General features: G+C 32.1%; 15 protein-coding genes and 1 riboswitch. Of the genes, 4 read left to right on the top strand and 11 right to left on the bottom strand.

The window, feature by feature from the left end; genetic code table 11:
- The first annotated feature begins 179 nt into the window (after positions 1–179).
- Positions 180–1,379: an MFS transporter gene (locus LO744_RS07185; protein ID WP_230668408.1), complete on the top strand. Its 1,200-nt coding sequence runs from the start codon at positions 180–182 to the stop codon at positions 1,377–1,379.
- Between the two features lie 396 nt (positions 1,380–1,775).
- On the opposite strand, the gene LO744_RS07180 is transcribed toward LO744_RS07185, so the two are convergent.
- The 4 genes from LO744_RS07180 to namA all read right to left on the bottom strand — a co-directional run bounded on the left by LO744_RS07180 (position 1,776) and on the right by namA (position 4,187).
- Positions 1,776–2,360 (bottom strand): DUF3267 domain-containing protein, encoded by a 585-nt coding sequence (locus LO744_RS07180; RefSeq protein WP_230668407.1) that lies wholly within the window; start codon positions 2,358–2,360, stop codon positions 1,776–1,778.
- Positions 2,361–2,464: 104 nt separating this feature from the next.
- The gene (locus LO744_RS07175) at positions 2,465–2,797 is read right to left on the bottom strand and encodes a CCC motif membrane protein (protein ID WP_230668406.1); all 333 of its coding nucleotides are present in this window, start codon (positions 2,795–2,797) and stop codon (positions 2,465–2,467) included.
- A 17-nt stretch (positions 2,798–2,814) separates the two neighbouring features.
- Positions 2,815–3,090 carry a DUF2752 domain-containing protein gene (locus LO744_RS07170; protein WP_317207262.1) on the bottom strand — a complete coding sequence of 92 codons (276 nt, stop codon included), beginning with the start codon at positions 3,088–3,090 and terminating at the stop codon, positions 2,815–2,817.
- 44 nt (positions 3,091–3,134) lie between these two features.
- Positions 3,135–4,187: an NADPH dehydrogenase NamA gene (gene namA / locus LO744_RS07165; protein WP_230668404.1), complete on the bottom strand. Its 1,053-nt coding sequence runs from the start codon at positions 4,185–4,187 to the stop codon at positions 3,135–3,137.
- A gap of 291 nt (positions 4,188–4,478) precedes the next feature.
- On the opposite strand from namA, the gene cdd reads away from it, so the two are divergent.
- The 3 genes from cdd (at position 4,479) to LO744_RS07150 (ending at position 8,373) form a co-directional block, all read left to right on the top strand.
- Positions 4,479–4,961: a cytidine deaminase gene (gene cdd / locus LO744_RS07160; protein ID WP_230668403.1), complete on the top strand. Its 483-nt coding sequence runs from the start codon at positions 4,479–4,481 to the stop codon at positions 4,959–4,961.
- 297 nt (positions 4,962–5,258) lie between these two features.
- Positions 5,259–5,435: riboswitch (cobalamin riboswitch) on the top strand.
- Positions 5,436–5,469: 34 nt separating this feature from the next.
- Entirely contained in the window at positions 5,470–7,305 is a 1,836-nt protein-coding gene (locus LO744_RS07155) for a TonB-dependent receptor plug domain-containing protein (RefSeq protein ID WP_230668402.1), read from the top strand.
- A gap of 12 nt (positions 7,306–7,317) precedes the next feature.
- On the top strand, positions 7,318–8,373 hold the full coding sequence (locus tag LO744_RS07150; RefSeq protein ID WP_230668401.1) for a YncE family protein: 1,056 nt from the start codon (positions 7,318–7,320) through the stop codon (positions 8,371–8,373).
- Between the two features lie 64 nt (positions 8,374–8,437).
- Here LO744_RS07150 and LO744_RS07145 read toward each other — a convergent pair whose 3' ends face one another.
- From LO744_RS07145 to LO744_RS07115, 7 genes are all read right to left on the bottom strand, one after another.
- Positions 8,438–10,792 (bottom strand): hypothetical protein, encoded by a 2,355-nt coding sequence (locus LO744_RS07145; RefSeq protein WP_230668400.1) that lies wholly within the window; start codon positions 10,790–10,792, stop codon positions 8,438–8,440.
- Positions 10,752–11,789 carry a hypothetical protein gene (locus LO744_RS07140; RefSeq protein ID WP_230668399.1) on the bottom strand — a complete coding sequence of 346 codons (1,038 nt, stop codon included), beginning with the start codon at positions 11,787–11,789 and terminating at the stop codon, positions 10,752–10,754. The genes LO744_RS07145 and LO744_RS07140 overlap by 41 nt, the downstream gene beginning before the upstream one ends.
- A gap of 585 nt (positions 11,790–12,374) precedes the next feature.
- A complete protein-coding gene (locus LO744_RS07135) occupies positions 12,375–13,796 on the bottom strand; it encodes a CCA tRNA nucleotidyltransferase (protein ID WP_230668398.1) in 1,422 nt (473 codons plus the stop codon).
- Positions 13,797–14,121: 325 nt separating this feature from the next.
- Complete coding sequence (locus tag LO744_RS07130; RefSeq protein ID WP_230668397.1) at positions 14,122–14,670, bottom strand: L-threonylcarbamoyladenylate synthase; 549 nt, start codon at positions 14,668–14,670, stop codon at positions 14,122–14,124.
- Positions 14,671–14,896: 226 nt separating this feature from the next.
- On the bottom strand, positions 14,897–15,400 hold the full coding sequence (locus LO744_RS07125; RefSeq protein ID WP_230668396.1) for a DinB family protein: 504 nt from the start codon (positions 15,398–15,400) through the stop codon (positions 14,897–14,899).
- A gap of 113 nt (positions 15,401–15,513) precedes the next feature.
- A complete protein-coding gene (locus LO744_RS07120) occupies positions 15,514–15,960 on the bottom strand; it encodes a GNAT family N-acetyltransferase (protein WP_230668395.1) in 447 nt (148 codons plus the stop codon).
- Between the two features lie 214 nt (positions 15,961–16,174).
- Entirely contained in the window at positions 16,175–17,314 is a 1,140-nt protein-coding gene (locus LO744_RS07115; protein ID WP_230668394.1) for a cystathionine gamma-synthase, read from the bottom strand.
- Positions 17,315–17,371: the final 57 nt, after the last annotated feature.

Raw genomic sequence — 17,371 nt, 5'->3', positions numbered from 1 at the left:
TTGATTTATTGAGATTCAATCCTTTATAGTTGATAAGTATTTTTTTTTTAATATTATAAAGAATTTACAAAAGTTCTGACAGTTTTACATCAATTGAAATCTTATCCTTTTTTTAACCTTTGAGACTGAATCTGAAAAATAATATCGCTGTATCTTTGCAGCTTAATTTTTTTCATCACATGGACAGTTCTTTAAACTCACCAAAAAATATCAATGCCCAACTTATTTCTTATGTATCTTTTACTTTTATAGGATATTTCATTATCGGTCTCTCGCTTTCCGTTCTTCCGATTTTCATCAGCAAAAGTTTAGGTTTTAGCCTTTTAATTGCAGGAATTGTGATTAGTCTACAATACATTTCCACATTTTTTCTAAGGGCATATTCCGGAAAAGTTATTGATGGAAAAGGTCCCAAACCAGCAGTTTTATTCAGTATGATAGGTTTTTCGTTAACCGGAATTTTTCTGATTCTTGCTTATTATTTTAAATTTTCACCGATGCTAAGCCTTACATTTTTAGTTATTACCCGACTTTTAACGGGTTGTGCAGAAGGAATGGTGGGAGCAAGTCCTATTAACTGGGCGATGATGGCTTTTGGTGAAAAACATACTGCAAAAATAATTTCCTTTAACGGAGTTGCCAGTTACGGAGCTTTGGCGATGGGAGCTTCTTTAGGGATAATCATCGAACAAAAATTTGGCCTTTATGGCATTGGAATTCTTTCTATTATTTTAGGAATTATCGGGTTTTTCTTTGCGAAAACAAAAGAAAATAAAACGAATACCCATCAAAAAGAAATACAATCTTTTTGGAAAGTATTGGGAAAAGTGGCTCCTTTCGGAGTTTGTCTGGCTTTAGGAGGTATTGGTTTTGCAAGTATTTCTACATTTATCACCTTATATTATAATCATTTTCATTGGAATAACGGAGCGTTGTGCTTAAGTATTTTCGGGGCATTATTTGTTGCCGGAAGATTAGTATTCAGTAATGTTATCAATAAATATGGCGGAATAAAGGTTGCCATTGCCTGTCTTTTTGTAGAAACCATCGGTCTTTTAATTATTACATTTGCGACCAACGCTCAAATGGCATTGGTGGGAGCCGGCGTTACAGGATTAGGGTTTTCTCTGATATTTCCAGCTTTTGGAATAATGGCAATTAAAAGTGTTTCTCCATCAAGTCAGGGTTCTGCTTTGGCAGGTTATGGGCTTTTCATTGATATTTCTTTGGGTGTTGCAGGGCCTATCATCGGAAGTGTTGCCGATTTTTTCGGGATGCAGTTTATCTTTCCATTCAGTGCAGCCATGGTTTTTATCGGATTGGGGCTGGCCTATTTTCTGAAGAAAAAATCAAACTTAAAGAAATTGAATGAGGCTTAAGTTTAAACTGAATTGAATGAGTACATGATATTTTTTAACCGCAAAAGCGGCAAAAGATTTTATGATGAATAAGTTATTCAAAAGCTAGCAAAACAAGTTATGAATAAAAAATTTACATTTTGGAAACTTTTCAATCTCTCTTTTTTGATTCATTTCTTTTGCGGTTAAAAAGACGTTTTTTTTCATTTACTAAAAGCTTATTTATATTTAAATGAAAAAAAATATCTCGCTGATTTTGCTGATTTAGCAGATTAATATCTATGCTTTTAATCTGCTAAATCTGTGTATCTGCGAGAATTATATAAAAACTGATTAAAAAAAATCAAAAGCCAATCACACAGAATTTAAATTAATAAAACTTAAAACAGGCTCTAAATTGAATTGGTTTAAATAAAATTATTCTTTTGAACTATAAACAAAGCAACCCGCTTCGCTTGGATGGTCTAAAACCAAATCATCAGGATTTTCATTTTTTAAAATCATTAAAATCATAAAATCTCCTGCAGCTCCCATGGTAAAGAAAACTCCGAAACATAAAAGATAAAAATTGCCTGTAGCGATTGCCCAAACTGAAGGAAGAAACCCCAAAACAATAGCGGGCATTACAACTCCTATTCTATAGTATTTTAGTTTTAATGGTTCTTTACAATGGCAATATGGTGTGAGATATTGTTTCAGAAAACCAAATTTTATAGAGCTAAAACCATTTTTACAGAAAGGCAAAAAAGTAAGTCCATGAATGAGCTCGTGCAAAACGATTCCTAAGGCTATAAAAAACAAGGGAATAAACCCACTTAAGAAAGTATATTTTTCTATAAGTCTCTTAAAAGTAGTACTAAAATGTTCGAAACTAAATTGGTTGCTCCAAAGAAAAACATACGGAATTACAAACACCACACAGGAATACAGCAGTATTTTAAGCGAATAAGCATTTGCTTTCTTTAAATCAATAGTCAGCTTTTTTTCTGTATGATTTTCCATTATTTTTTACTAATGTTTAAATATATTGATTTAAAAATAATTCATTGAAACAAAAAAGGTTGCAAAAAAAAATTGCAACCTTCATTATTTCTTATTGAAACTTATTATTGTCCCATCAATTCTTTGATACGTTCTTGCATTAATGCTTGGTCTGAAAGAGCCTCCCATCCGAAAACTGATATCAATACAATATTTAATACAAGATATAGTGCACTCAATATCAAACCAATAATACAAAGGATTTTTCCTGTATTAAGATTATTGTAATCTGAATAAAGAGTAGGATTTGCCTGATACAATGCATTGTCTTTTTTGTAAAGTACAAGTCCGATAATTCCGGCAATTAGCCCCAAAATACCGTAACAACAACATCCGATGATAGAAACAATTCCTAAAACAAGTACCGCCGTAGCATTAGGTAATTTTTGTTGATTCATAATTTGTTTTTTAATGTTTAGTTTAAATGAATAATAAAATGTTTATAAAAGTAGGAAAAAACCATGATTAGTGAATTAATTATTGCTAAAAAAATTAAAATCTGACCATAATTTCTTTTCCTGTCTATAAAATTGATTCCTACAAAACAGAAAAACAGCAATAAGGTGTACACTGCCGGAAACATTTGAAAGGCCTCAGAAAACTTTCCCTGAAAAACCATCAAAATAGCCCGCTGAGTTCCACATCCGAAACATTCGATTCCCAAAAACTTTTTGCTGGGACACGAAAGCATAAAATCTTCTATACGCATTGCCGTCTTTTAAATTGCTTTTAAAATTAAGAAGAAATTTTCGCTCTAAGGTATTGATGCGGAAAAAAAGTTTCTTCTTTCATTTCAAACGAACCATGAACCGCTAAATAAGGATTTCGTAAAATCTCTCTTGCTACAAATATCAAATCAGCTTCACCATTTTGAAGAATTTCTTCTGCCTGTTCGGTTTTCGTAATCAAACCTACCGCTCCGGTTTTCACATGTGCCTGATTTCTTATCGCCGAAGAAAACGGAACCTGATAACCATCAAAAACAGAAATTTTGGCACCGTGAATATTTCCACCACTTGAAACGTCGACTAAATCAACATTGTGGGTTTTCAAAATTTTAGACAATTCTACACTTTCGTCAATATCCCAGCCATTTTCAGCATATTCAGTTCCAGAAATTCTCACAAAAAGTGCTACATTTTCGTTAAGTTCTTCGTTGACAGCATCTACAATTTCCAATAAAAACCTGATTCTGTTTTCAAAACCGCCTCCATACTCATCGGTTCTCACATTAGAAAGCGGTGATAAAAACTGATGAATTAAATATCCGTGAGCAGCATGAATTTCAACAACATCAAAACCTGCATTTACCGCTCTTTTTGCCGCATTTTTGAAATTTTGAATCTGTTCTTTTATTTCTTCTAAACTTAACACATGCGGAATTCTTTCAGTTGGATGATACGGAATAGCACTTGGAGCCAATGTTTCCCAACCTTCTTCTTCCGAAATCTGTTTATTTTCCCATGTAGAACCTTTTCTTCCGGCATGAGCAATCTGAATTCCTATTTTACTTTCTGAATTTTTGTGTACAAATTCTACAATCTTCTGAAGTGCATCAGCTTGCTCATCATTCCAAATTCCCATGCAGTGATTGGTAATTCTACCTTTTGGCTCTACTCCACTTGCTTCTACAATCAGAAGACCGGTTCCACCTTGAGCACGGCTTCCGTAATGCACAAAATGGAAATCATTAGCAACACCGTTTTCACAAGAATACATACACATTGGCGACATTACCCAACGGTTTTTAAGCTCTACATTTCTAAATTTTATCGGAGAATATAACATTTAATTATTTTTTTAAGAACTAAAAATACAAAATTCAGTATGATCTAGACCAAACGCATTAGAAGTTTTTTTTAACACATTAGTAATTTCTAAAGTTTTAAGCTTTGAAAATAAAAGACCACATAAGATTAAAAATCAAAGATTTTTCTTATGTTTAATTCTCGAAAAATCTCAAATTTCAAATCACACCTCCATCTTCCATCTTCCTGCCTCAAATAGAAACCATCAACTACTTATTGCCCACCTCATTAAAAAAGTTTACTTTTACGCCCCTTTTTTACGGAGAAAAAAATGAAAAAAGATATAAAAATCAATTACGAACATTTCAAAGGTAGGAACGAACTTTCAGAGGTTGAAAACCGTCTTTTTGAACAGGCAATTCAGGCCAGAGAAAAAGCATACGCGCCATACTCTAACTTTTTTGTAGGATGTGCTGTTTTGCTAGAGAATGGTGAGATTTTCACAGGAAATAATCAAGAAAATGCGGCTTTCCCGTCAGGACTTTGTGCAGAGCGAACAGCCCTTTTTTGGATTGGAGCTAATTTCCCCACTCAAAAAATTAAAAAGATTTTTATTGTAGGTGGTCCAGAAGAATTTTCAGAGAAAACCCCACCCATTCCTCCATGTGGAGCTTGCCGACAAAGCATTATAGAATACGAAACAAAGCAAAATGAGGATATTGATTTGTATTTCTCCAGCTTAAATGACGAAGTAATTAAAGTGAGTTCTATTAAAGATTTGCTTCCTTTTTATTTTGACGGAACATTTTTGTAATCTTTTTGCAGCTTTTCTCGCACAGATTACTTTTACATTTTCGCGGATCACGGGAAATCAACACCTCTATTTTGCCACGAATGCACAAATATTAAAAAATATTCGTGCATTCGTGGCTTAAAAATTAAAAATAACCATAGGAAAATCTGCTTCAGAAAACCAAACTTACCCAAATGGTTGGGACTTTTATATAAATTTCATTCGTTAAAATTTCCGATTAAAACCATCTAGTTTAAATCAATTGTATGGGTATATTTTAGGCTTAACAAAAATTTAATCTTTCTTTTCAAAAAAGCTATATTTGCAAAAAATTTTGGTTTCCAATAGATTGGAACTAAGAGGGAATTGAGTGAAAATCTCAAGCTGTCCCCGCAACTGTAAATCGCATACAAAAATTGCTACAAAAACCACTGCCAAAACGGGAAGGTGTAGCAAAGCGAAAGTCAGGAGACCTGCCGAAATTTAATATTAATAATAGAATTGCTTTCGGAGGAAAGGCAGATATGATATGATTTTAAAAAAAGCATTTACCCTACTTTTGGTGTCTTCTTGCCTGACAATATATTATAGTCAGGAAAAAAATATTGACACCGTATTTGTATTCGACAATCAGATGAAAAAAGTAAAACTTTTTCATTCTTTGACTACTTTATCTCCTGCAGATATTCAAAAAAACTCTTCGAACCTCTCCGAGGTTTTACGTTTTCAGTCTCCTATTTATATTAAAGAAAACGGCCGTGGTGCAGTTTCTTCGCCTTCATTTAGGGGAACAACAGCGCAACAGACAGCATTCGTATGGAACGGAATTAATATCAATTCGCAGTTTTTAGGACAGGGCGATATCAATAATATTGCAGTTTTCGGATACGACCAAATGGAAATAAAATCTGGAGGCGGAAGTGTCATCTACGGAAGTGGCGCGATTGGCGGAAGTATCCATTTGAATAACGATTTAAGTTTTAATCAAGGTTTTAAAGGAATATATAATTCTGAAGTAGCTTCGTTCGGAACGTATAATAATTTCTTGAAAGCTGAATATAGTAATGATAAATTCAGTTTTAAAGCTTCAGGAAATTATTCAATTAGTGAAAATAACTACGAAGTTCCCGAAAAAAATTACATCAATAGAAACGGAAAGTTTTACAATACAACTTTCAATATAGGTACGGCCTATAAAATTGCAGAGCATCAAACAATTTCTTGGCAAAGTCAGTTTTATGATGCGACTCAGAATTATAGGATTCTTGCGGAAAATGTGGATAAAACTAGTTATGCAGCACAGACTTTTAGAAGTTTAGTTGCTTGGGACATCAACAAATCTAAAGTTTCAAACAGTTTAAAAGCAGCTTACACAGAAGATAATTTCAAATATTTCGGAATTTATAATGCCCCTTTTACGAGTGGCGGAATTAATAAGAACTACATTTTTAAAAATGATTTTAATTACTTCATTATTCCTAAACTGAATATTGGTGTTATCGGAGAATTTCAGCAAAATCAGGCAGAAGGCCTAGGGACTTCAGAACTTCGAAATGTCAGTAGAAATGTAGGCTCGGTTGCGGGTTTATTAAGATATTTCGCGACGCCAAATCTTCGTTTTGAAGCTGGAATAAGACAGAATTTTATAGAAGATATCAGTTCTCCTCTTCTTTATTCTTTCTCAGGTAAGTGGAAAGCTAATAATTGGTATCAGGTTAATTTAAATTTATCAAAAAACTTCAGGCACCCTTCATTTAATGATTTGTATTGGCAACCTGGAGGAAATCTTAACTTAAAATCAGAAACTTCAGTTCAGGCAGATTTAAATCAAGAATTTAGCCTACATGGGTTTAAACTGAGCATCACTCCTTATTATATTAAAATAGACAATATGATTCGTTGGCTTCCGACTGCGTTTGGCTATTGGGCAGCATTTAATACTGAGAAAGTAGAATCTTATGGCTTAGAATCTCAGCTTAGTTATCAAAAAAAGTTTAATGAAAATCATGCTGTGAAGCTTATTGCTGGATATACTTATACAAAATCCGTAGATTTGAAGATTCAAAAACAGCTGATGTATGTTCCGTTGCATAAATTTACTTCAAATGTAGATTATCAGTATAAATTTTTGAATGTTTTTGCACAGGGAATGTTTAACGGATTAACATACACAACTTCTGATGAGAGCAAAAAAGATGCGATTTATCCATATTTTGTAATGAATGCGGGAATTTCTGCCACGATTCTAAAAAACTATACTTTAGGAATAAAAGTGAACAATATTACAGATACTGTATATGAAACAACGGCATATTATCCTTTGCCAAAAAGAAATTACAATATCAATGCAACAATAAATTTTTAACAATATTATATTATGAAATTAAACAGACTATTACAAATTATTTTCGGTTTCGTTCTTTTATTTTCGGTTTCTTGTACTTCAGACTACGAGGAAACCATTCCGGAAATAACATATAACAACGGTTTTTTTATTACTAATGAAGGTAATTTCCAAACTCCAAATGCTGATGTTACTTTTGTTACAAAAGATTTAAGCTTAATGCAAAATGACATCTATAAAGCAAAAAACAATAACGAAAATTTAGGAGATGTTCTTCAAACAATGACTTTTAATAATGATAAGGCTTATCTTCTATTAAACAGTTCAAACAAAATTACCGTAGTAGACCGATTAACATTCAAAAAAACAGGAGAAATTACTGCACAATTGAATAACCCTCGTTATATGGCTGTAGCCAATGGTAATCTTTATGTAACAAACGATCAGTTTGGAGCAGGAAAATTTGTAAATGTTTACAAACTATCTGACAACTCTTTTGTAAAGAAAATTGACTTTGCAACAACAAGTACGGTTGAAGGAATTGTAGAAGCAGGAGGAAATATTTATGTACAAAATACCAATTCTTTTAATCCTGGAACTATAATTACAAAAATTAACACGAGTAGTAATACAATTGATTCTCCGATTCAGGTACCAAACGGAACTAATATCAACAAAATTATTTCTTACAACAACAGTGTTTATGCAATCGCTGAAGGAACTTCGAACTCATATATTCACCAAATTCCTGCAAGCGGAGGTACTATTACAACGACTACATTGACAGGAATTGAAAAAGCTACAAACCTTCAAATTGATGGAGGTAGATTCTATTTTAGTTCTAAGAATAAAATTTATTCTATGGCAATGAATGCTACAACAACTCCTACTTCACCTCTTATTACAGCAGTAGATGGAGGAGATTATTTTACACTTTACGGATTCTCGGTAATAGACGGAAGAATATTCACGGTTGATGTAAAAGGATTTACAGAAGCAAGCGAAATTACAGTTTACACTACTGCAGGAACAGCAGTTAGCAAGTTCAAAGCAGGAAAAGGGGCTAACGGAGTTTACAAAAACTATTAATCTCTTATTTTAAAAAAATAAAAAATGCAATTTCTTTGGAAATCGCATTTTTTATTTGATAATTTTATCTTCTCGCTTTAAAATAAGCTTTAAAAGATTCACAACCACTAATCATATCTTCATATTCACCAGAATACTTATTTTTAAGATTCTCGTAGTATTTATTTTGTCCAAATCTTGTGTCTTCATAATACTCAGCTTTAGAAGAATAATCTGTACGAATACTCTCCCCAATAAAATCGTAATTATAATTTTCACACCTTCCTTGCATTCTTATGCACAAAGCTCTGAATTTATCGGTTTGAGCATTCTCTAAAGCTTTTCCATAATAGAATTTTGCAAGAGAAGCAGTATTAAACTCCTGATTGTCTTCATGGATTGAAAAATTTCCTATCGAGCTTAAAGAATATCGTCTCATCATCCATGCATTCCCGTATTGAGACATGTTATAATAACAATTTGCAACCAGAAAATAATAATAATCTCTGTCTTTTTCTTTAGGATTATTGGCTTTCGTAAGATATTCTATCAGTTTTTTGGTAATTGAAATTTTATTTATTTTAAAATGTTCTTTTTCAGGAATAAAATCAGGAGTGTATTTTAAATGATAAAAAGGGTTCTTATCAAAAACTTTGCTTGATGAATAATAATTGTCTTTACCATCTTTTTCCCAAAGTGAATAGTGAGCATCAAAATAGCTTTCACCTAATTTATTGAAAGCATTCAAAGCGAGATCCAGTTTATTTTGTCTGATGTATTTTGTACCTAATAAATCATACAAATCATCAATTTCTGACTGAGTAAGCAAATGAAAATTTCTATAAAACAAATCTAGATTTTTATTTAAACTTTTAACTTTATTAATAAAACTCTGCACTTGTTCTGGTGAATAAACGGCGTCCAAATAATCAAAATAATTATTATAATAACTATCATAAGTTTGGTTAGAGTTTTTTAAAGATTTATAATACACAAAATTATAGTCGTTATTTTCCGTGGATGGATTATTTAAAGAAGCATATAGAAGTGCGGCATCATCACTGTTTCCAAGATACTCCAGCTCTCTTCCTAAAGCAAAAATAAACTGCTTGTTGTTTTTATTTTTAATGATAATATTTTTTGCAACCTCAGGAATTTTGGCATTTCCATATGTTTGATTAGCAAAGAGATTTAAAGCTTTTATTATCTCTACATTATTTAGTAATAAATCATTAGAAGGCAACACTTTTTCTAATTCTGCAATCTGCTTTAAACTTTCTGCATAATTTTTTGTCATTAATAAAAGCTCGGCTTGCGCATATTTCCAGAAATTTGGATTTTCAACTTTTGATAAATCAACAGAATCTATAAAATTCAAAACCTCTTTTGCATACGCTCTGTCGATTTCAGACCGTTCTAAAATTTTAAGTACATTGTCGTTTTCAGAACCATTACTCCAATAGCCAAAAATCTGTACAGATGAAGAAAAAAGAGAATAATAAGGTGTAAAAATCCAGTCTTCAAGTTTCCCCAACTCACGATATAGTAAAAAACTTAATCCTTCAGATTGAGAATCATTTGCATAAACTCGTTTAAGGTTTTCGAGATTTTTATCCGGATTATGAAGTCCGTACATCAGTAAAACGCTGGCTTTTTCTTTTCCGGTTTTAGCTAAATTTAAAACATCAGATTCAGGAACTTTCGATAAAAAATATTGCCATGAAACAAAACGTTTTTCGGGACTTCCTGCAAAAACTTTCGCAAAATAAAGATTTATTAAAACTGGATTATTCTCAGAAATTGCTTTAAAATACAATGCCCAAATATCAATTACATCATTCGATTGGTCAACTGAAAAATATTGGCTGTATAGTTTTTCAATATTTTTCATGTCATCATTATAAAAAGCTAAACGAATTGCCAGAAATGCATATCTCTTTTTGATGGTGGCTTTTTTAGACTTTTCTGCAAAAAGAATCGCCTTCTGAAACAACTCATTTCTTTTCGTCTTTGAAATATTCTCATTTCTTTCCCAAGGGTCATCCTGCCAAGTATTGAAATATTCGCAGTTTTTGGCAAATTTCAAATAATTAATTGCCTCAATATCTTTTTTAGAATACAAATAGCGCAGAAAAGGATTTGTTGAATTTTGATGAATATCCGAAAAACTTAACCCTTCCAAAACAGAAGAGATATCGGCAACAGAAACCTTATTTTCGCAATACTTTCGCCAAAGTTTTTCGTTATCCTGATTAGAAAATACTCCATCATAACTTTGTTGAAAACTTAAAGCTGAATAATAAAACGGCGAATATGTTTGGTAAGAAAAGTTATGAGGATTCAAAAAACAAAACCGAATATTTTCTCCATAAGGATAGAACCCACATGCAGAAAAAGCACTACTTATTAAAATCGCTGTAAAAATGACTAATTTCTTCATCAGTGTAATTTTTAAGTTGGTTTTCGTCTAAGTGAAAAAGCATTACTGTAATTTCTTTATCAAACTTTATATTTTTCTTGATTAATGCAATGGCTTTGTTTATTTTATCAGCGGTTATCTCTTCATATTTTATTTTATCACCTACTCTCAGATATGTTTTATAATCAATTACCGTATCTTTTTGTACTTCATACCAAAGCGGTTTTATTTGTTTTAAATGTTTCTTAATATCATTCACATTATATAAAACACTCGTAAACTGATTGTTTTGGTAAATCTGCATCCACGAATATACCGGAAGGGCAACATCCATATGCAACGGATATTTTTTTCCTGTATTGAGATAACTTTCCAATTCTTTGAGATCAAGAATTGAATTCTTGGACTGGTCAGCCAATGGATTAATGAGATTATAGCACATTAAAGTCACTTTATCAACTGGCGGAACTCCCATTTTATCGGGATATTTATAAGGATACAATCTCAAGGTGGCAGAAATTTCCTTTTGAGAAATCGGCTTTAATTTTTTAAGGAAATAGAAATAATTGTCTTTTGTAGAAGCCGTCCAATCACAGTCAATCTGTATTTCAGATACTTTTAAAGAATCTAATTTTTCGTTGGTGTATTTATTGATTAAAAAGTTGACATTATCTGCCAATTTATCAAGGTCTTTCTCGCTACTTTTTTGAAAAACTATATTTTTAATATAAACTGTGGGAATGATTTGATAAGGACTTTCTTTTCCCTCATCACAATAAGAATTTAAAGAAAAATTTGTTTTAGAAATAGGAAAATTTCCCATCGCATCACTGTAATCCACTTCAAAAAACTTCACATAAATTTTCTGAATATTCTGATTAACAAGAATCTGCTTTTCTTTATCCGAAGGATAACCATCAGATTTCCAATAATAAAATGCTTTTTCTACTTTTTCTACTTTGTGCTCACAAGAAAATATCAGAAAAAGGAACGGAAGAAAGAAAATGATTTTTTTCACCAATAAAATTTTAAATATTAAACGAAATTGAAACTGAAATTTCCAACAAATGTAGTAACAAATTTCATGCAAAATTTAAGATTTTATTAACAAAATTTTAAGGTTTAATTATCACTTCATTTTTTGACGATTTTCCTGAGAATAAAAAATTCTATTACACCCATAAACCACCAAGTAGGAAATCTAAAATAAGTATACAAAAGTGTAAAATTATCAATAGCTGGTTCATTTTCAGTGGCTTTATCAATTTCAAATCCCATCGAAAAGAATGGAATGATAAATCCCAATAGCAAAAACGCAATCAGATATAAAATCCAATTGCGTTTCTTAATTATTTTATATTTCCAAACTCCAATATTGAAGATGAAAATGAGCGTTAAAAGATAGAATATTTAAACTAATTTTTCTTAAACCACAAAAGAGGCAAAAGAAATGTGAAATGTATATTATTAGATAATCAAAGCTCTCAAAAGAATAGAAATAAAAGATTTAAAAAAAACTTATGTGCTCTTTTTTTGTCTATTGATTAAGTTTAAACTTAAAATATCTAAATCTTTTGTGCCTTTTGTGGTTAAATAAAAAAGTTTAAATAAGTGTTAAACCTAATTTTTCGGCTTCTGCAATTACAAAATTTCGGGCTTCTTCATGATCATTTCCAATCTCACCTTCCAAAATTGCTTCTTTTACTTTTTCCTTTAAAATTCCAATTTCACGACCGGGTTTCAGATTAAACATCGTCATAATTTCTTCTCCCGTAATAGGTGGTTGAAAATTTCTTACCTGATCTTTTTCTTCCACTTCTTTTATTTTTACCGCAACATATTGGAAATTTTTCTTAAATCTTTCCTGTTTTCTAGAATTTTTGGTCGTAATATCAGCTTTACAAAGCGTGAATAAATCTTCCATATCTTCACCTGCATCAAAGAGCAGTCTTCTTAATGCCGCATCTGAAGTATCATCAGTAATCAAAGCAATAGGACGAGATGAAAGTTTCACCATTTTCTGAACATACTTCATGTCAGCATTCAATGGTAATTTTAGTTTTTGGAAAAGTGTTTTTACCATTTTTGAGCCTAAAAACTCATGCCCATGAAAAGTCCAGCCTGTTCCTTCAACAAACTTTTTAGTCGGAGCTTTTCCGATGTCGTGAAGCAAAGCAGCCCAACGAAGCCACAAATTATCTGTGTTTTCAGAAATATTATCAACCACTTCCAACGTATGGTAAAAATTATCTTTGTGAGTCTGTCCTTCTACTTCTTCCACCCCTTTCAAATCAATCAATTCAGGAATAATAAGCTTCATTAAGCCCGTTTCTTCCATCAATCTTAAACCAATTGAAGGTTTCTTAGACAACATGATTTTATTAAACTCAACCATGATTCTTTCCATAGAAACAATCTTGATTCTTTCTGCCTCCTGCTTTATTGCATTTAAAGAATTTTCTTCAATCGTAAAATTTAAAGTTGAAGCAAAACGTACCGCTCTCATCATTCTCAAAGGATCATCAGAATATGTTTGAGCAGGTTCTAAGGGTGTTCTCAGAATTTCTTTTCCTAAATCACCAATTCCATCAAAAGGATCTATTAATTCTCCAAAATTATCTTTATTTAAAGAAATCGCCATTGCATTGATGGTAAAATCTCTTCTTTTTTGATCATCTTCTATTGTTCCGCCTTCTACTTCAGGTTTTCGGCTGTCTTCAGTGTAGCTTTCTTTTCTTGCGCCTACAAATTCCAATTCAAGGTCTTTGTATCTGATCATCGCTGTTCCATAGGTTTTAAAAACCGAAACTTTCATCTTAGGATCAATTTCTTTTCCTACATTTTGGGCAAGCTCAATTCCGCTTTGCTCGGTCACAAAATCAATATCGGTAGACGCTTTTCTTTTCATTAAAAGATCACGCACAAAACCACCCACAATGTACACCGACTGGTTATTTGCCGCTGCCACTTCAGAAATTATTTTGAAAAGTTTTAGATTTTTATTTTGAGTAAGATTGATGAACATTTTTTGATAGATGTTAGATATTAGATTTTAGATATTAGACTTACAACTATCAGTTTATAATTGTTAACCAATATCTAACTTAAAACCATTAAGAAATCAGATTTTTCAGTTTAAAAACCAAATTTCGAATTTCTTAATGGTTAAATGATTTTGCAAAGATAAGGATTTACGGAAAAATGCTTTATTCTGACCACAAAAGTCACAAAAGATTTTTAACACATGAGTTTTTTTGAATATGTTATGCATACAAGAACACATAAGTTTTTGAAAATCTTTGATTTTCATTTTGTTTCTATAAAAAACTAAGTAATCTGCGGGAAATTTATTACTCGCGAAGAACTTTTATTCTGTTGTCACTCCAGATTTTGATTACCGAAGAACCTGAATATTGCGAAACTTTCTCGCGATCTTCTTCTACTGCAAAATCTACCAAATCAATAATTTCTTTTGAAATATCAGAGAATTTTAACGGACTTTTATCACCACTAAAATTAGCTGAAGTTGAAACCAATGGTTTATTAAGTTTTGTAATTAATTTTTTGCAATAGAGATCTTTCACCAAGCGAATTCCGATGCTTCCGTCTTCTGCGAGTAATTCTTTCGGCAAACCTTTCGGATTTTGATAAACCAATGTTACCGGTTTTTCGCTTAAATCCATGATTTCCCAAGCCATTTCCGGAACGTCTACCAAATCCTGCAATCTTTTTTCAGATTCCACCAAAATAATCATGGATTTATTTTTTTCGCGTTTTTTAATATCGAAAATTTTGTTGATAGCGTCTATATTTGTCGCGTCACAACCTATTCCCCAGATGGTGTCTGTTGGATAAAGAATTGTTCCGCCTGATTTTAAAATTTGTATGATGTTTTCCATGTGTTTATACATTTTGTATTCAATAGAGGTGGGCTTCAGCCCGCCTTCAAAATTAAGCATTCATTCGGCTTTAACCAAAGCTTACATTTTAAAATTATATTTTTCAATATAAAGATAGATTTAGGCTAAAGCCATTTGATTATGAAATTGAAGAACGGGCTAAAGCCCGTTCCTATTGATATTAATTAAGTTCTTTGAGAAAGAAATATTATTCTATTTTAAATATTTACAAATTCGGCAAATACCTTTCCTCAATCACATTCAAATGATGAATATTATGTCCAACAATCAGTTTTCCAATCGTTTCGGCTGAAATTTGATTACCATTAGCTGTTCCAGTATTATTCAAGGCTGAAGAATTCATTGTTTCCAGCAAAATTTCTGAAGACCTTCTCACCAACTGATATTCTTCCAATAAAGAATCTAAACTTCTATCGTTGGCAAAAGAATTTTGAGCGTACAATTCTTCATCAAAACCCGGTAAATTCTTCTCCTCTCCTCTTGCAATAGACAAAACTCGGTATTGAAAAATCCTTTCCGTGTCAGATAAATGAAGAAGAACTTCTTTCAACGTCCATTTTCCTTCTGCATAAGCAAATTTTGATTGTTCTTCAGTCAAAAATGAAAATAAAGAAACGGTTTTATCTCCCGACTTTTTTAATTCTTCCAACCAGTTTTCTGATGGAATTAAATCTAAATATCGTTGTATGTATTTTTGAAAATCTGTCATATTAATATGAGTAATAAGTAATTGGTAATGAGTAAAATTAATGTAGCAATGTATCAGTTTACCAATGTAACAATTAAAAAATTGGTAAACTCTTATATTGGTAAATTGTTAGATTATAAAATCTTCCATTCATAGAAATTCACTTCATCATAAATTTCAAATCCGCAACTTGGGTAAAGTTTGTTTCCGATGTCGTTGGATTTTCCGGTTTCCAATAAAATTCCGGAAGCATTTGTGGATGTCGCCAGTTGTTTCGCTTCTTCAATCAATTCTTTTGAAAAGCCTTTTCCACGATAATTTTCGTTGACATACAAATCATTCAACAACCAATAACGTTTCATTCTTGTAGAAGAAAATAACGGATATAATTGAACAAAGCCAACTAACTGACCTTCACTTTCAGCGACAAAAATTTCAGAATCACCGTTTTCAATTCTCTCTTTTAAAAAACTTTCAGCAGCATGAATATCAGAATCTTTATGATAAAAAACTCTGTACTGATCAAACAATTCAGCTAACTGTTGTACATCTTGAATCGTTGCTTTTCTGGTATTTTTCATGTCGATAATTAAGTTAATAATAAAATGGTTGCCGACGAGAAATCATTTGTCTCATATATTCTTTTACCACAAAGTGCACAAAGGCTTTACACTAAGTTCACAGAGCATTGTGCTCATTGTGAAATTCTTTGTGCACTTTGTGGTGAAAAACACGTCATGCCAAACTGCAGATAAATAAACATCCGCTATAAAAACGGATGCTCAATTTATACTTTTAAGAAAAAGCTTTCTCTAAATCTGCGATAAGATCTTCTGCATCCTCAATTCCAACGCTTAAACGAACCAAATCATCGGTAATACCCAATTCTGCACGTTTTTCAGCCGGAATAGAAGCGTGAGTCATCAAAGCAGGGTGATTTGCCAGAGATTCTACACCACCCAAAGATTCTGCCAATGTGAAAACTCTTACTTTTTCTAAGAATTTGATAGCATCTTCTTTTTTACCAGATTTAAATGTGAAAGAAACCATTCCACCAAAATCTTTCATCTGAGCTTTTGCCAATTCATATTGCGGGTGAGACTCTAATCCTGGGTAAATTACTTGTGCAACTGCAGGATGAGATTCTAGATATTTTGCGACTGCCATTCCGTTTTCAGAATGTCTTTGAACTCTTAATGCCAAAGTTTTAATTCCTCTCAATACCAAATAAGAATCGTGAGGCCCTAAAATTCCACCGCTCGCAAACTGAATAAAGTGAAGTTTTTCACCTAATTCAACATCTTTAGCAATTAAAGCTCCCGCGATAACATCAGAGTGACCTCCTAAATATTTTGTCGCTGAGTGCATCACAATATCAGCTCCCATATCGATGGGTCTTTGCAAATATGGTGTTGCAAATGTGTTATCAACAGCAACCAAAATATCTTTTCCTTTTGCAATTTCTACCACCGCCTTAATATCCACCAACTTCATTAATGGATTTGTAGGAGTTTCTATCCAGATTAATTTGGTATTATCTGTAATAATGTCTGCAATTTTTGAAGCATCATCAAAATTCACGAACGTAAATTTTAATTGATATTTTTCGAAAAGTCTGGTAAACATTCTGTACGTTCCACCATATAAATCATCAACTGCAATTACCTCATCACCAGGATTTAGTAACTTTAAAACACAGTCGATAGCTGCCAAACCAGAACCGAAAGCTAAACCTCTCGCTCCGTTTTCAATGCTTGCCAAAGAATCTTCTAAAGCCTGTCTTGTAGGGTTTGCTGCTCTAGAATATTCGTATCCTGAGTGTACGCCAGGACTTTTTTGTGCAAATGTTGATGTTAAAAATACAGGAACATTTACAGAACCTGTAGCAGATTCGTGATGTTGCCCACCGTGTATAACTTTTGTATTGAAATTCATTGTTTTTTGCTTTTAGCTTATTGCTTTTGGCTACTAGCTTTTGAGCTAACTGCCAAA

The sequence above is a fragment of the Chryseobacterium turcicum genome, assembly GCF_021010565.1.
Taxonomy (GTDB): domain Bacteria; phylum Bacteroidota; class Bacteroidia; order Flavobacteriales; family Weeksellaceae; genus Chryseobacterium; species Chryseobacterium turcicum.
This window is presented reverse-complemented; position numbering and strand designations above follow the sequence as displayed.

What these genes read in the sequence shown, in the direction of transcription:
- LO744_RS07125 (WP_230668396.1), bottom strand. Translation starts at nt 15,400, where the DNA reads ATGACAGATTTTCAAAAATACATACAACGATATTTAGATTTAATTCCA.
- LO744_RS07185 (WP_230668408.1), top strand. Translation starts at nt 180, where the DNA reads ATGGACAGTTCTTTAAACTCACCAAAAAATATCAATGCCCAACTTATT.
- LO744_RS07135 (WP_230668398.1), bottom strand. Translation starts at nt 13,796, where the DNA reads ATGTTCATCAATCTTACTCAAAATAAAAATCTAAAACTTTTCAAAATA.
- LO744_RS07155 (WP_230668402.1), top strand. Translation starts at nt 5,470, where the DNA reads ATGATTTTAAAAAAAGCATTTACCCTACTTTTGGTGTCTTCTTGCCTG.
- LO744_RS07175 (WP_230668406.1), bottom strand. Translation starts at nt 2,797, where the DNA reads ATGAATCAACAAAAATTACCTAATGCTACGGCGGTACTTGTTTTAGGA.
- LO744_RS07170 (WP_317207262.1), bottom strand. Translation starts at nt 3,090, where the DNA reads ATGCTTTCGTGTCCCAGCAAAAAGTTTTTGGGAATCGAATGTTTCGGA.
- LO744_RS07145 (WP_230668400.1), bottom strand. Translation starts at nt 10,792, where the DNA reads ATGAAGAAATTAGTCATTTTTACAGCGATTTTAATAAGTAGTGCTTTT.
- LO744_RS07130 (WP_230668397.1), bottom strand. Translation starts at nt 14,670, where the DNA reads ATGGAAAACATCATACAAATTTTAAAATCAGGCGGAACAATTCTTTAT.
- LO744_RS07150 (WP_230668401.1), top strand. Translation starts at nt 7,318, where the DNA reads ATGAAATTAAACAGACTATTACAAATTATTTTCGGTTTCGTTCTTTTA.
- cdd (WP_230668403.1), top strand. Translation starts at nt 4,479, where the DNA reads ATGAAAAAAGATATAAAAATCAATTACGAACATTTCAAAGGTAGGAAC.
- LO744_RS07120 (WP_230668395.1), bottom strand. Translation starts at nt 15,960, where the DNA reads ATGAAAAATACCAGAAAAGCAACGATTCAAGATGTACAACAGTTAGCT.
- LO744_RS07115 (WP_230668394.1), bottom strand. Translation starts at nt 17,314, where the DNA reads ATGAATTTCAATACAAAAGTTATACACGGTGGGCAACATCACGAATCT.
- LO744_RS07180 (WP_230668407.1), bottom strand. Translation starts at nt 2,360, where the DNA reads ATGGAAAATCATACAGAAAAAAAGCTGACTATTGATTTAAAGAAAGCA.
- namA (WP_230668404.1), bottom strand. Translation starts at nt 4,187, where the DNA reads ATGTTATATTCTCCGATAAAATTTAGAAATGTAGAGCTTAAAAACCGT.